Here is a 14185-nt window from a genome sequence, read left to right as displayed (position 1 = left end):
GGGTGGTGACGCAGGGAATTCCATGGTGAACGTGGTCAATCGCCAGTAAGGGCGCCGGGTGTCTGGCCGTTGTCGGAGCCGGGCGCTAGATTCGCCTCGAGCCACGCGGCATCGGCGCGGCGTGGCCGTCTCGGCGGAGGTGACCGGCGATGAACGACGTTCTTCTCGCGGTAGGTACCACCAAGGGTCTGTGGCTGCTGCGCAGCGCGGACAGACGGACGTGGAAGGTCGACGGGCCGCAGTTCCGGATGCGCGCCGTCGCGGCCTGCGCCGTCGACACCAGACGCGGCACGCCGCGGATCCTCGTCGGCGCCAGCAGCTCACACTGGGGCCCGGCGGTGTCCTGGTCCGACGACCTCGGCGGGTCGTGGACCGAGGCGGCCGACGGCAGCGGCATCCGGTTCCCGGCCGACGCGGACGCCTCGGTGGAGGCGGTGTGGCAGCTGCGCCCGGACACGGCGGCGCGCCCGGGTGTGGTGTGGGCCGGGTCGCAGCCGTCGGCGCTGTGGCGTTCCGACGACTGGGGCGAGACGTTCTCGCTGGTCGAAGGGCTGTGGAACCATCCGCATCGCCCGACGTGGCAGCCGGGGTTCGGCGGGCAGGCCATCCACACCGTGCTCCCGCATCCGGACGACGACGCGCGGGTGCTGGTCGCGATGTCGACCGGCGGCGTCTACGTCACCGACGATGCCGGCACGAGCTGGCGGCCGTCCAACACCGGCATCGGCGCCGACTTCTTCCCTGGGGAGCCGCCGGAGTACGGGCAGTGCGTACACAAGGTGGCTCGCGACCCCGTCGACCCGGACCGCCTGTTCGCGCAGAACCACGGCGGCGTGTACTCGTCCGCTGACGGCGGCGCGACCTGGCTGCCCATCGCGGCCGGGCTGCCCGCCGACTTCGGCTTCCCCGTGGCCACCCATCCGCACCGCGCCGACACGGCGTGGGTGGTGCCGCTGACGGCCGACTCCGAACGGATGCCGCCGAACGACCAGCTGCAGGTCTGGCGCACCACGGATGCCGGCGCCTCCTGGGCCGGCTCGACCTCCGGTCTGCCGGCGTCGTTCTACGGTTCCGTCCTGCGCGACGCGCTGGCCACCGATGACGTGGAGGGCTCCGCCGGGGTCTACGTCGGGACGCGGGACGGTTCGGTGTACGCCAGCGCGGACGAGGGCGAGAGCTGGTCCGTGGTGGCCCGACACCTGCCGGACGTGCTGTGCGTGCGCGCCGTCCAGCTGCCGTAACCGGCGTCATGGGCGACCGCTGGGTGTCGGATGGTTGTGGACAGTGTCCGTGGTGGCCCGACACCATCCGGCACCAGCCGACACCGTGCGACGAGTATCGCCGTCTCGCTGGGTCACGGTGGCCAGCGGTGCCACCATGGAGACATGGCTGAGATGACGCTGCACACCGCCGGCACCGACCAGCTCGAGACCGCGCGACAGTCGTCGGCCGGCCGTTCGTCGCGGACGATGCACAGCGGCAAGCACCTGCGTCAGACGCTGATCGCGCTGACCGAGGGCACGAAGCTCGCTGAGCACCAGAGCCCGGGCGACGCGACCATCATGTGCCTGCGCGGCCAGGTGACACTGCACTGCGGCACGCGCACCGTCGTCGTGACCGAAGGGCATCTGGTGGACGTGCCGGCCCAGCGCCACGACCTGGTCGCCGACACCGAGGCGCTGGTTCTGCTCACGGTCGGGCTCGGCTGAAGCTCCCACCGCGTGGCCTGGCCGCGACGTCCCACACGTCGAGCAACCGGTCCGCCGACCCGCCGACCGGGCCGAGCACGTCGTCCAGGACCTCCTGGTCCGGCAGGCGTGCCGCCTCGACGGCGTCCACCGCGTGTGCGGCGTCGCCGATGGTGCTCGAGCACACCCGCACCAGGTAGTCGGGCACGTCGAGCCGTGGGTCCACGCAGCCGACCACGGGCACACCCGAAGCGACGACCAGCGGGAACACCGTTCCCGGTATGCCGATCGCGGCCTCGGCGCGCGCGGCGGCCTGCACCGACGGCACGTCGCTGATCTCGTAGCGGTCCCACAACGACGGGTCCTCACGCGGGTGCAGCCCCACGACGATGTGCTTGCCGGCCGCGGCGAGCAGCTCGGCGCTTTCGAGCAGCAGCTCGGTGCCGGGCGCGGCGCCGCCGGTCTCGTCCGGGTAGGTCACGCTGGTCAGGACCAGGACGGTGTCGGGCTCGGGCGCGTGCGTGGGCAGGTCGTCGGTCTGTGGTGATCCGACGACGCGCACGCGTCGGCGGGTGCCGAGGTAGCTCGCGAACGCGCGGGCCTCGGCCGGTGACGACGACGTGACCACCCGCAGCCGCTTCCGCACCTCGCGAGCCGCCGGCGCCTCCTCGGCAGGAAGGTAGGCGAGGGACGATGCCGCGAGCGGCAGCGGCCGGTCCAGCCGCGAGGCGCACTCGACGGGCCAGTCCGCCAGCCCGGTCACGACCAGCAGGTCGGCTTCCGGCGCCTCGTCCAGGGTCGCGGTGGGTACCGGGTCGCCGGGGTCGACGTTCGAGTGGTCGGGCACCAGCTGGGTCAGCTGCCAGCCGCGCCGGGCGCTCTCGTCCATCAGCGGCCGGACGTGGTACGTCCCCCAGGGCTCGTTCGTCGCCACCAGGATTCTCGGCGGCCGGGGCCCCGGACGGACGCCTTCTCGACCCGCGGATGCCGACGCCGACGGACTCGCCCACGTCTGCGGGCCCGCCCAAGCGGCGAGGCCGGCACCGGCAGCGGCGCCGAGGACGGTGCGCCGGGATGGCGTACGCGGATGTTCGGGCCGGGTACGGTTCATGGCCGTCGAAGCTAGCCGCGCCGACCGGCGAGGACGTGAACGGCCGATGAAGGGACGCCGATCATCGTCGAACCGGCACGTCCAGCGGAAGGATCCGCCGACCGTCCATGCGACGTCTGAATCGTGGACCTGACGTCTCTGGTGCCGGACCGCGGGTCTAGCGTGTGGTCATGACCGTGAACTCCTCGAAGCCCGATCTCAAGCCACACTCCCGGACGGTCACCGACGGCATCGAGCGCACCGCTGCCCGCGGCATGCTCCGCGCCGTCGGCATGACCGACGACGACTGGGAGAAGCCGCAGATCGGCGTCGGTTCCTCCTGGAACGAGATCACCCCGTGCAACCTGTCGCTGGACCGGCTGGCCAAGGCGTCCAAGGACGGCGTACACGGGGCCGGCGGGTACCCGCTGGAGTTCGGCACCATCTCCGTCTCCGACGGCATCTCGATGGGCCACGAGGGCATGCACTACTCGCTGGTCTCACGCGAGGTCATCGCCGACTCGGTGGAGACGGTGTTCGGCGCCGAGCGGCTCGACGGCGCGGTGCTGCTGGCCGGCTGCGACAAGTCCGAGCCGGCGATGCTCATGGCCGCCGCCCGGCTGGACATCGCGGCGGTGTTCCTCTACGCGGGCTCGATCCTGCCCGGCCGGGTGGGCGACCGGGACGTGACGATCATCGACGCGTTCGAGGCGGTCGGTGCCTGTGCGCGCGGGCTGATCAGCCGCGAGGAGGTGGACGAGATCGAGCGCGCGATCTGCCCCGGCGAGGGTGCGTGCGGCGGGATGTTCACCGCGAACACGATGTCCAGCGCCGCGGAGGCTCTAGGTATGTCGCTGCCGGGTAGCGCCGCGCCGCCGGCCGTCGACCGGCGCCGGGACGGGCTGGCGCGCCGGTCCGGTGACGCGGTGGTCGAGCTGCTGCGCCAGGGCATCACCACCCGCGACATCATGACGCGCGAAGCGTTCGAGAACGCGATCGCCGTCGTCATGGCGCTGGGCGGTTCCACCAACGCCGTGCTGCACCTGATGGCCATCGCGCACGAGGCCGAGGTCGACCTGCAGCTCGATGACTTCAACCGGATCGGCGCGCGAGTGCCGCACCTGGCCGACGTGAAACCGTTCGGCCGCTACGTCATGTCCGACGTCGACCGCATCGGCGGCGTGCCCGTCGTCATGCGCGCGCTGCTGGACGCCGGTCTGCTGCACGGCGACTGCTTGACCGTCACCGGCCGCACGATGGCCGAGAACCTGGCGGAGATCGAGCCGCCGGACCCGGACGGGAAGATCATCCACGCGATGTCGGACCCGATCCACGCGACCGGCGGGCTGACCGTGCTGCGCGGCTCACTGGCACCTGAGGGCGCGGTGGTGAAGTCCGCCGGGTTCGACGCGGACGTGTTCGACGGCACGGCGCGGGTCTTCGACGGCGAACAGGCGGCGATGGACGCCGTCAACGCCGGCGAACTGAAGGCCAACGACGTCGTCATCATCCGGGACGAGGGGCCGAAGGGCGGGCCCGGGATGCGCGAGATGCTCGCGGTCACCGGCGCCATCAAGGGCGCCGGCCTGGGCAAGGACGTCCTGCTGATCACAGACGGGCGTTTCTCCGGCGGCACCACGGGGTTGTGCATCGGCCACGTCGCGCCGGAGGCCGCCGACGGCGGGCCCATCGCGTTCGTGCGCGACGGCGACGGGGTCCGGGTGGACATCGCGGCGCAGACCATCGACCTGGACGTCGACGACGCCGAACTGAAGCGCAGGCGCGAAGGATGGGAGCCGCCGCCCCCGAAGCACGAGCGCGGTGTGCTCGCGAAGTACGCGAAACTCGTCGGGTCGGCCGCGAACGGGGCCGTCTGCGACTGACCACGGCCGGTGATCATCACCGGATCCAATGTCGCCAGGGCAGCAGTACGTCCCTGACGAGCACGCGGGTTGAAGGGAGCGGTCCGTGGGAAAGGTGCACGAGCGTATCGACGGCCGGTTGCGTGAGTTCGTCGAGGCGCAGCACGTGTTCTTCGTGGCGACGGCGCCCAGCGGCGCGGACGGGCACGTGAACGTCTCACCCAAGGGCATCGGCGGGACGTTCACGGTCGTCGACGAGCACACGGTCGCCTACCTCGACTTCACCGCAAGCGGCGCCGAGACCATCGCGCACCTGCGCGAGAACGGCCGCATCACGCTGATGTTCTGCGCGTTCTCCGGGCCGCCGAACGTCGTCCGGTTGCACGGTCGCGGGCGGATCGTGACGATTTACGACGACGAGTTCGCCGACTGGGCGCCGCGGTTCGGCGAGCTGCGCGGCGCCCGCGCCGTCATCGTCGTCGACGTGCACCGGGTTTCGGACTCGTGCGGTTACGGGATCCCGTTCATGGACTACGCCGGCGAGCGCGACCTGCTGCCGCCGCACATGGAGCGCAAGGGCGACGACGGGCGGGTCGACTACCGCCGCAAGAAGAACGCCGTCAGTCTCGACGGGCTGCCCGCGTTCGACTACGACCCCGCCTGATCGGCCGCCGTCCCGGGCTCAGGCCGTACGGCGGAGACGGTGTGCGACGGCGTCCTCGATCTCGGTGCGGACCGCGACGGGATCCTCGCGGATGCGGCGAGGTGAGACAGGCAATACTCGCCAGCCCAGGCTCGCGTACTTGGCACGGCGACGTTCGGTCGACTCTGCCGCATCGCCGTAGCGATGCCATTCCATCGACTCGACCTCCAAGGCCAGGCGCGCCTGCTCGTAGTAGGCATCCGGCACGATATCGGCGGCGCCCGGAAGTGGCTTGTTCCAGACGGGCTCCGGCAGCGTTGTGCTCCGGCAGATCAGGTCGCGAAGTTCGCATTCGGGTGCAGAACGGCAGCCGGCGCGGACGTCGTCGAGAGCGTGGCGAGCGAGCGACAGTCCACGAGGATCGACGACGTCGTACTCAGCGATCAGGCGTTCAGCGGTCACCAGGCCTCGTTGTACGACCTCACACAACACGGCACGGACATCGCGGAGACCGTCCCCGCTGCGTACGGCATCGAGAGCTGACCGCTCGGGCGGAGCACACGGGAAGCCACGGACCATGCGCGAAGCCGGCATCGAGCGCACTCGATGGATGGTCGCGATCGGGACCGGCGCACGACGGACGTCGGGCGGCGCCAGCAGTTCGGTTGTGGATGTCGCCGGGACATACTTCATGCCGTAGCCGCGGCACGCGACGGATCCGGTGACGATCGCCTCCGGCCCCGCGTAGAGCAATGCGGCCCGTACCCGGTGCCGTTGCTGGAGTGGACCGGTGAATGTCGCGTACACACCTGGGATGAGGCGCTGCCAGCGTCCGTGCGGCCCCAGCCGGTGCCGGATCGCCGCTGCTCGGCTCCGCCAGCGATGACACCGTGGAAGCTTGGTGTCGCCCTGGCAACCTTGAGGAAGCTTGGTGTCGTACGGCTTGGCGGCGACGCGGTCGCGCGACGACCGCGATCCGGACTGGTCGACCGTATACTGAGACATTCGGATGATCGCCTTGACGCTCGTATGCGCTCTGGGAGACGGTGCACTCGTGCGTTTCGACATTCTCGTACTTCACTAGCGCGTCAGGCGGAAGCCCCGCCGACGCGCTACCCCTCGTGAGCCCACCGGGCCGAGGGGTTTTTTGTTGTTCGGGACGGTTCGAACGCACGCAGGTCCGTGAACACCACGGACAGGTAACACCGGATGGATCAATCGAGAGAGGCCGGCCATGCCGCAGGAAGAGTCCAGCCAGGACAATGCGATGACGATGACGGGTGCGGCGAGCCTCGTCCGCTCGCTCGAGGCGGTAGGCGTCGACACCGTGTTCGGCATCCCCGGCGGGGCGATTCTCCCGGCGTACGACCCGATGTTCGACTCCACGCAGATCCGGCACGTCCTGGTCCGGCACGAGCAGGGCGCGGGGCACGCGGCCGAGGGATACGCCCTGGCCACCGGGCGGGTCGGCGTCTGCATCGCGACCTCCGGGCCGGGCGCGACGAACCTCGTCACCGCGATCGCCGACGCGCACATGGACTCGGTGCCGATGGTCGTCGTCACCGGACAGGTCGCCAGCGCCGCCATCGGCACGGACGCGTTCCAGGAAGCCGACATCCGTGGCATCACCATGCCCATCACCAAGCACAACTACCTGGTCACCGACCCGGCGGAGATCCCTCGCGTCATCGCAGAGGCGTTCCACATCGCGTCGACCGGCCGTCCGGGGCCGGTGCTCGTCGACATCGCGAAGGACACGATGCAGGCGACGACGACGTTCCGGTGGCCGGTCGAGCTCGACCTGCCGGGGTACCGCCCGGTGACCAAGCCGCACTCCAAGCAGGTGCGCGAGGCCGCGCGGCTGATGGCCGAGGCCAAGCGTCCCGTGTTGTACGTCGGCGGCGGCGTGCTGCGCGCCCGTGCGTGGGACGAGCTGCGCGAACTGGCCGAGGCGACCGGGTTCCCGGTGGTGACGACGCTGACCGCACGCGGCGCGTTCCCGGACAGCCACCCGCAGCATCTGGGCATGCCCGGCATGCACGGCTCGGTCGCGGCGGTCACCGCGTTGCAGAAGTCGGACCTGATCGTGGCGCTCGGCGCCCGCTTCGACGACCGGGTCACCGGGAAGCTGTCGTCGTTCGCGCCCGGCGCGAGCGTCGTGCACGCGGACATCGACCCGGCCGAGATCTCGAAGAACCGCACCGCCGACGTCCCGATCGTCGGTGACTGCAAGGAGGTCATCGCGGAGCTGACCACCGCTGCCCAGGCTGAGCAGGCCGCGGGCAGGCAGACCGACCGCACCGGCTGGTGGCGCCAGCTCGACGCGTGGCGCGAGCGGTACCCGCTGGGATACACGTCCGAGGGCGGCGAGCTGTCGCCGCAGTACGTCATCGAACGGCTGGGGCAACTGGCCGGCCCGGAGGCGCTGTACGTCGCCGGCGTCGGGCAGCACCAGATGTGGGCGTCGCAGTTCATCTCCTACGAGAACCCGAACACCTGGCTGAACTCTGGCGGCCTCGGCACCATGGGCTACGCCGTCCCGGCGGCGATGGGAGCCAAGGCCGGCCGTCCGGACGCGACCGTGTGGGCCATCGACGGCGACGGCTGCTTCCAGATGACCAACCAGGAACTGGCGACGTGCGCCATCGAGGGCATCCCGATCAAGGTCGCGGTCATCAACAACGCCAGCCTCGGCATGGTGCGGCAGTGGCAGACCCTGTTCTACGAGGGCCGCTACTCGAACACCGACCTGGACAGCCGCCGCATCCCGGACTTCCCGAAGCTCGCGGAGGCCTACGGCTGCGTCGGGCTGCGGTGTGACACGGCCGACGACGTCGACGCGACCATCGAGAAGGCGATGGCGGTCAACGACCGTCCGGTCGTCGTCGACTTCGGCGTGCACCGCGACGCGATGGTCTGGCCGATGGTCGCCGCCGGCACCAGCAACGACGAGATCCAGATCGCGCGCGGCATGGCGCCGGAATGGGACCGGAGTGACGACTGAGGTGCAGGCCGTCCCGTTCGCCCGAGCTTGCGAGGGCAGGGCGGCCGGAGCCGAGGGTAGGAGCGACCCTATGAGCAGGAGCGACGACTGACATGAGTAAGCACACGCTGTCCGTGCTGGTGGAGAACAAGCCGGGTGTCCTGGCCAGGATCGCCTCGCTGTTCTCCCGTCGCGGCTTCAACATCGATTCGCTGGCGGTCGGCCCGACCGAGCTGCCGACGGTCTCGCGGATGACGGTGGTGGTCGACGTCGAGGACTCACCGCTGGAGCAGGTCACGAAGCAGCTGAACAAGCTCGTCAACGTGCTGAAGATCGTCGAGCTCGAGCCCGGGCAGTCGGTGCAGCGCGAGCTGCTGCTGCTGAAGGTCCGCACCGACGCCGAAACGCGACCGCACATCCTGCAGACGGTCGAGCTGTTCCGGGCGAAGGTCGTCGACGTGGCCACCGATGCGGTGACCATCGAGGCGACCGGCTCGTCGGACAAGCTGGACGCGCTGCTGCGGGTGCTCGAGCCGTACGGCATCCGCGAGCTCGTCCAGTCCGGCGTCGTCGCTGTCGGGCGTGGGGCTCGCTCCATCACCGACCGCGCGCTCCGGCCGGTCGACCGGCTGGACCGCAGCGCCTGACGCGACGCTTCCCGATATCCGCGACATACCGATCAAGCTCGATCACAGATGAAGGAGACGACCTCGTGGCAGAGATGTACTACGACGACAACGCCGACCTTTCGGTCATCCAGGGACGGGTCGTTGCCGTCATCGGCTATGGCAGCCAGGGTCACGCCCACGCGCTGAGCCTGCGCGACTCCGGCGTGGACGTGCGGGTGGGGCTCAAGGAGGGCTCGGCCAGCCGCGCCAAGGCCGAGGCCGAGGGTCTGCGGGTGGTGACGCCGTCCGAGGCGGCCGCCGAAGCCGACCTGATCATGATCCTCGCGCCCGACCACTTCCAGCGGCACATCTACACCAACGACGTCGAGCCGAACCTGCAGGACGGCGACGCGATCTTCTTCGGGCACGGCTTCAACATCCGGTTCGGCTACGTGAAGCCGCCGGCGACGGTGGACGTGGCGATGGTCGCGCCGAAGGGACCGGGACACCTGGTCCGGCGCGAGTTCGCCGACGGCCGCGGCGTTCCGGTGCTCGTCGCCGTCGAGCAGGACGCCACGGGCAGCGCGTGGGACCTCGCGCTCTCCTACGCGAAGGGCATCGGCGGGCTCCGCGCCGGCGGCATCAAGACGACGTTCGCCGAAGAGACCGAGACCGACCTGTTCGGCGAGCAGACGGTGCTGTGCGGCGGCGTCTCGCGGCTGATCCAGAGCGGCTTCGAAGTGATGACCGAGGCCGGGTACCAGCCCGAGGTCGCGTACTTCGAGGTGCTCCACGAACTCAAGCTCATCGTCGACCTGATGTACGAGGGCGGCATCGCCAAGCAGCGCTGGAGCGTCTCGGACACCGCCGAGTACGGCGACTACACGACCGGCCCGAAGATCATCGACGAGTCGGTGAAGGCGCGGATGCGCGACGCGCTCACGGCGATCCAGGACGGCAGCTGGGCGGCCGGGTTCATCGCCGACCAGGACGCCGGTGCGCCGGAGTTCAAGCGGCTGCGCGCCGAGGGCGAGTCGCACCCGATCGAGACGACCGGGCGCGAGCTGCGTCAGCTGATGAGCTGGGTGAAGTCCGACGACGACTACAACGAGGGCACGGCGGCGCGCTGACCTCGGCCGTCGGTGACGAGCAGGGGTAGCGTCGACGGTGTGACGCTGTTCCGCTCGCCGGTGCCCGCGCTGGCGCCGTTCGTCGACGTGCTGTGGTACGTCGACGAGCGGCTGCCGCCCGGACGTGAGCGGCGGCTGCCGAACGGCTCTATGCAGCTGGTCGTCAACCTGGCCGACGACGTCGTGCACTGGTACGACGGCGTGGGCCTCGACGTGGCGCACAATGTGCACGGCGCCGCCCTGTGCGGCGCCGTGACCGGGCCCGTCGGCATCGACACGGCGGACCGGGCAGTCGGAGCCGGAGTCGTGTTCCGCCCGGGTGGCGCGGTGCCGTTCTTCGCGCCACCCGCGTCGGCGCTGACCGAGCCGGTGGTCGCGCTCGACGCCCTGTGGGGGCGGACCGGAGCGACGATGCGCGAGTCGTTGCTCGAGCAGCCGACACCGAACGGCGTGCTGGCCACACTGGAACGAGCGCTGCTCGCGCGGGTGGTTCGCCCGCTCGAGCCGGATCGTTCCGTGGCCCGCGCTGCCGCGGCGCTCGACCGCGGTGCGCCGGTCGCGGCGGTGGCCGACGACCTCGGCGTCGTCGCGTCGACGCTGCACCGCCGGTTCAGCGAGAGTGTCGGCCTGGCGCCGAAGTCGTACGCCCGGGTGCGACGGCTGCAACGGGTGCTGCGCCACGTCGGCGACGACGGCGCGACCGACTGGGCCGGCGCGGCGGCGGTCCACGGGTTCGTCGATCAGGCGCACCTGGTGAACGACTTCCGCCGGTTGACCGGGCTCACGCCGGGGCGCTACCGGCCCCGTTCGGCCGGCGAGCACAACCACGTCCCCCTCGGGCGAGCGTGAATGTCCCCGTGCACGATTTCTGCAAGACCTGCGCGACGGTCGTCGGCGACGCTGGCGTCATGAGTGAGACGACGTTGATGCCGCGCCTGGTGGTCGCCGGAGCCGACCAGGCCATCGAGTTCTACCGCACCGCGCTGGGCGCGCAGGTGCTCAACCGCTACGCCGGCCCGGACGGGGCGGTGGTCCACGCCGAGCTCCGGGTCGGTTCGACGAAACTGAGCCTGAAGGACGAGGACGGCACCGACCGCTCGGCCGCCACACTCGGTGGATCGCCGGTCATGTTCACCCTGGACGTGCCGGACGCGGACGCCGTCGCCGACGCGATGCAGCGGGCCGGGGCGACGGTGGTGTTCGCGGTGCACGACACCACGTACGGCTACCGGCAGGGCCGGCTGACCGACCCGTTCGGGTTCCAGTGGATCCTGTCGCAGAGCATCGAGGAGCTGACCGAAGCGCAGCGGCAGGAGCGCATCGGCGGGTGAGCCCGGCACGCTGCCGCCGGGGGTCCGCTGTCGGCGGGAGTCTGTTGCTGCCGGCGAATCGGCCGTTATGGTGAGCTGGTGGTGTCCTCGGGGCAGTTGCTCACCTTCGTGATCATGTCCGTCGTCCTGGTCGTCGTGCCCGGTCCCAGTGTGCTGTTCGCGGTGAGCCGCGCGTTGGTGCTCGGCCGCCGTGGCGCGCTGGCGACGGTGGTGGGCAATGCCTTCGGCGTCTACGCGCAGGTCGTGGCGGTGGCGTTCGGGCTTGGCGCGGTCGTGGAGCGGTCCGTCGTCGTGTTCACGGTGGTCAAGTTCGTCGGCGCCGGGTATCTGATGTATCTGGGTGTGCAGGCCATCCGGCATCGGCGGTCGCTGGCCGATGCCGTGACGGTCTCGGTGCAGCCGGCCGGAACGCTCCGGGCCGCCCGCGAGGGTTTCGTCGTCGGGTTGACGAACCCGAAGGCGATCGTGTTCTTCGCCGCCGTGCTGCCGCAGTTCGTGGACCGTGCCGGCTTCAGTCCTGCGGCGCAGATGCTGGTCCTCGGCCTGATGTTCATGACCATCGCGGTCATCTGCGACGGTGCCTGGGCCGTCGGAGCCGGCGCGGCGCGGTCGTGGTTCACGCGCTCGCCGCGCCGGCTGGCCCAGCTCGGCGGGATCGGTGGTGTCGCCATGGTCGGCATCGGTGCGCAGCTCGCGGTGAGCGGCCGGCACGACTGACCGTTCAGCGGATGTTCCCCATGATCATCGGCACAAACCCGTCTCATGGGCGGCCAAGTGCCGATGATCATCGGTGAGGAGTCGCGACGTCAGTTCGGCCAGCAGGTCGATGCCGTCGACGGACAGGACCGACTCGAGGTGGAACTGCACCGACACGAACCCCGGACCGCGTAACGCGTGCACCTCGTCGCCGGCGGTCGCCACCTCGACACCGTCGATCACCCCGTCGGGTACCGACGGCGTGAACGTGTTGTAGAAACCGAGCCGGTGCCGCGCACCGAAGACGTCGACCTCGCGCTGCGTGCCCTGATACGGCCGGGGCAGCGCGCCCACGTCGAACCCGAGCAGTCCGGCGAGCACCTGGTGGCTCAGGCAGACGGCCAGCAGCGGCCGCCGCTCGGCCAGGCGATCGCTGAGCAGCTCCCGCAGCCGCGTCATCCGCGGATCGTCGATCGCACGCGGATCGCCCGGGCCGGGCCCTGACACCAGCAGATCGGGCGTGCCGATGTCAACGGTGTCGTCCCAGCGCACGACGGTGGCGTCCGCCCCGAGGTGCCGGAACAGGTGCGCGAGCATCGCCGTCCACCGGTCCTCGGCGTCGACGATCAGCACCGACCTGCCGGCCAGGTCGGCGCGCACCGCGCCGTGCTGCGGGCGCAGCCAGAACGGCGCGAGCGCGGCGTTGCGTGCGGTCAGCGCTTCGGCGACGTCCGGGTACCCGGCCAGCGAGGGCGCGTCGACCGCGCGGCGGCGTGACGCCCGCACCCCCAGCGCGGCCAGCACCCCGGCGGCCTTCGCGTGCGTCTCGGCCACCTCGTGCGCGGCCACGGAATGCCGGACCAGGGTGGCGCCCACCGGTACCCGAACGTCACCCGACGGCTCGAGGTACGCGGTACGGATCAGGATCGGCGCGTCGAGCGTGCGACGGCCGGCGCCGTCCTGGCCGATCAGCGCGGCGACGCCGGAGTAGTAGCCGCGGCCGCCGCCCTCGTAGCGGCGGACCACCCGGGCCGCGTTCTCGATCGGTGAGCCGGTGACCGTGGGCGCGAACATCGTCTCCCGCAGCACGCCACGGACGTCGGCATCGGTGGTGCCTTCCAGCAGGTACTCGGTGTGCGCGAGATGGCCCATCTCCTTCAGGTACGGGCCGATCACGCGTCCGCCCCGCTCGCACACCCGGCTCATCATCTTGAGCTCCTCGTCGACGACCATGAACAGTTCCTCGGTCTCCTTGGGATCCGCGAGGAAGCTCAGCAGGCCGTCGCCCGCCGGCCCGTCGGCGGGTGCGCGGTAGGTGCCGCTGATCGGGTTCATCGTCACGGTGCGCCCGGTCAGGCTGACGTGGCGTTCCGGCGTGGCGCCGACCATCGTCGCGTCGCCGGCATGGACCGCGAACGTCCAGTACGCGTTCGGCTCGCCGGTGAGCAGCCGCCGGAACAGACGCAGCGCCGCCGCGGGCACGGTGCCGCCGGTCAGCCGGGCGCGGTAGTCGCGGCGGACGACGAAGTTCGCCCCCTCGCCGCGGCCGATCTCGTCACGGATCACGCGCCCGACGATGTCGGCGTACGCGTCGTCGTCGACGTCGAACGCTCCGTCCGCGACGTCGACCGGGCCGTCCGGAACGGCGGCGAGGACGTCGTCGGTCGTCAGAACGGTGTGCTCGCGGACGACCAGGCAGCGCAGCGGGGTGGCGTCGTCGTGACACTCGAAACCGCGCTCGGTCACCTGCCGGTACGGCACCAGGGCGAGAACGTGCGGGGTGGCGTCGCCGGCGGTCGGGGCCGGCAGTGGGACGTCGGCGAGCTGGTCGACGTCGACGACGTCGCCGATCAGCAGTTCGATGCCGGGGCCGTCGGCGCGGCGGAGCACCGCGAACGCGGGCGGGTCCGGGTCGTCGAGCAGCTCACGGAGGTCGTGCGGCATGTCGGGGTTCCTCTCGTCGGGAGCCTCGACCGAGGGGCCGCACGACACGACGACCGCCTCGGCAGGGAGGCGGTCGTCGGATGCGTGGTTGTACGCGTTCGGGTGGCGCCGCCTAGCCGGCGCGCCACCAGGATCCGAACACGGTCGCGTACATGGCCGACACCTTAACCCACCCGGGAGGTGCTCGCACGGCGCCAGGTGCGCTCGGCG

At 71.0% G+C, this 14185-nt stretch carries 13 protein-coding genes; 10 read left to right on the top strand and 3 right to left on the bottom strand.

Annotation, left to right across the window (positions count from 1 at the left end; translation table 11 throughout):
• Window positions 1-149 precede the first annotated feature (149 nt).
• Together CLV30_RS05965 and CLV30_RS05960 are read left to right on the top strand one after the other, a co-directional pair.
• Entirely contained in the window at window positions 150-1241 is a 1092-nt protein-coding gene (locus CLV30_RS05965; protein WP_106536276.1) for a WD40/YVTN/BNR-like repeat-containing protein, read from the top strand.
• 144 nt (window positions 1242-1385) lie between these two features.
• Window positions 1386-1709 carry a cupin domain-containing protein gene (locus tag CLV30_RS05960; RefSeq protein WP_106536275.1) on the top strand — a complete coding sequence of 108 codons (324 nt, stop codon included), beginning with the start codon at window positions 1386-1388 and terminating at the stop codon, window positions 1707-1709.
• On the opposite strand, the gene CLV30_RS05955 is transcribed toward CLV30_RS05960, so the two are convergent.
• Complete coding sequence (locus tag CLV30_RS05955) at window positions 1690-2622, bottom strand: hypothetical protein (RefSeq protein WP_205740634.1); 933 nt, start codon at window positions 2620-2622, stop codon at window positions 1690-1692. The genes CLV30_RS05960 and CLV30_RS05955 overlap by 20 nt on opposite strands.
• Window positions 2623-2969: 347 nt before the next feature.
• Here CLV30_RS05955 and ilvD point away from each other — a divergent pair, with 347 nt between their 5' ends.
• Both ilvD and CLV30_RS05945 read left to right on the top strand, forming a co-directional pair.
• Window positions 2970-4661, top strand: a complete 1692-nt coding sequence (gene ilvD / locus CLV30_RS05950) for a dihydroxy-acid dehydratase (RefSeq protein WP_106536400.1) — start codon at window positions 2970-2972, stop codon at window positions 4659-4661.
• An 85-nt stretch (window positions 4662-4746) separates the two neighbouring features.
• Complete coding sequence (locus CLV30_RS05945; RefSeq protein WP_106536274.1) at window positions 4747-5304, top strand: pyridoxamine 5'-phosphate oxidase family protein; 558 nt, start codon at window positions 4747-4749, stop codon at window positions 5302-5304.
• Window positions 5305-5322: 18 nt separating this feature from the next.
• Here the strand turns inward: CLV30_RS05945 and CLV30_RS25890 are convergent, their stop codons facing one another.
• Window positions 5323-5745, bottom strand: coding sequence for a hypothetical protein (locus CLV30_RS25890; RefSeq protein WP_129710922.1), 423 nt, complete (start codon window positions 5743-5745; stop codon window positions 5323-5325).
• A 772-nt stretch (window positions 5746-6517) separates the two neighbouring features.
• Between CLV30_RS25890 and CLV30_RS05935 the strand changes: the two genes are divergently transcribed.
• The 6 genes from CLV30_RS05935 to CLV30_RS05910 all read left to right on the top strand — a co-directional run bounded on the left by CLV30_RS05935 (window position 6518) and on the right by CLV30_RS05910 (window position 12052).
• Window positions 6518-8287: an acetolactate synthase large subunit gene (locus CLV30_RS05935; protein WP_106536272.1), complete on the top strand. Its 1770-nt coding sequence runs from the start codon at window positions 6518-6520 to the stop codon at window positions 8285-8287.
• Between the two features lie 92 nt (window positions 8288-8379).
• Window positions 8380-8913, top strand: a complete 534-nt coding sequence (gene ilvN / locus CLV30_RS05930; RefSeq protein ID WP_106536271.1) for an acetolactate synthase small subunit — start codon at window positions 8380-8382, stop codon at window positions 8911-8913.
• A 65-nt stretch (window positions 8914-8978) separates the two neighbouring features.
• Window positions 8979-10004 carry a ketol-acid reductoisomerase gene (gene ilvC / locus CLV30_RS05925; protein ID WP_106536270.1) on the top strand — a complete coding sequence of 342 codons (1026 nt, stop codon included), beginning with the start codon at window positions 8979-8981 and terminating at the stop codon, window positions 10002-10004.
• A gap of 39 nt (window positions 10005-10043) precedes the next feature.
• On the top strand, window positions 10044-10853 hold the full coding sequence (locus CLV30_RS05920) for a helix-turn-helix domain-containing protein (protein WP_106536269.1): 810 nt from the start codon (window positions 10044-10046) through the stop codon (window positions 10851-10853).
• A 59-nt stretch (window positions 10854-10912) separates the two neighbouring features.
• Window positions 10913-11335 (top strand): VOC family protein, encoded by a 423-nt coding sequence (locus CLV30_RS05915; protein ID WP_106536399.1) that lies wholly within the window; start codon window positions 10913-10915, stop codon window positions 11333-11335.
• Window positions 11336-11413: 78 nt separating this feature from the next.
• Entirely contained in the window at window positions 11414-12052 is a 639-nt protein-coding gene (locus CLV30_RS05910) for a LysE family translocator (RefSeq protein ID WP_205740635.1), read from the top strand.
• Window positions 12053-12076: 24 nt separating this feature from the next.
• Here CLV30_RS05910 and CLV30_RS05905 read toward each other — a convergent pair whose 3' ends face one another.
• Window positions 12077-13975, bottom strand: a complete 1899-nt coding sequence (locus CLV30_RS05905) for a chorismate-binding protein (protein ID WP_106536397.1) — start codon at window positions 13973-13975, stop codon at window positions 12077-12079.
• Between the last annotated feature and the right edge of the window lie 210 nt (window positions 13976-14185).

The organism is Haloactinopolyspora alba, from assembly GCF_003014555.1.
Lineage (GTDB): Bacteria > Actinomycetota > Actinomycetes > Jiangellales > Jiangellaceae > Haloactinopolyspora > Haloactinopolyspora alba.
The sequence above is the reverse complement of the archived record's forward strand: the minus strand, read 5'-3'. Positions and strand labels throughout refer to the sequence as shown.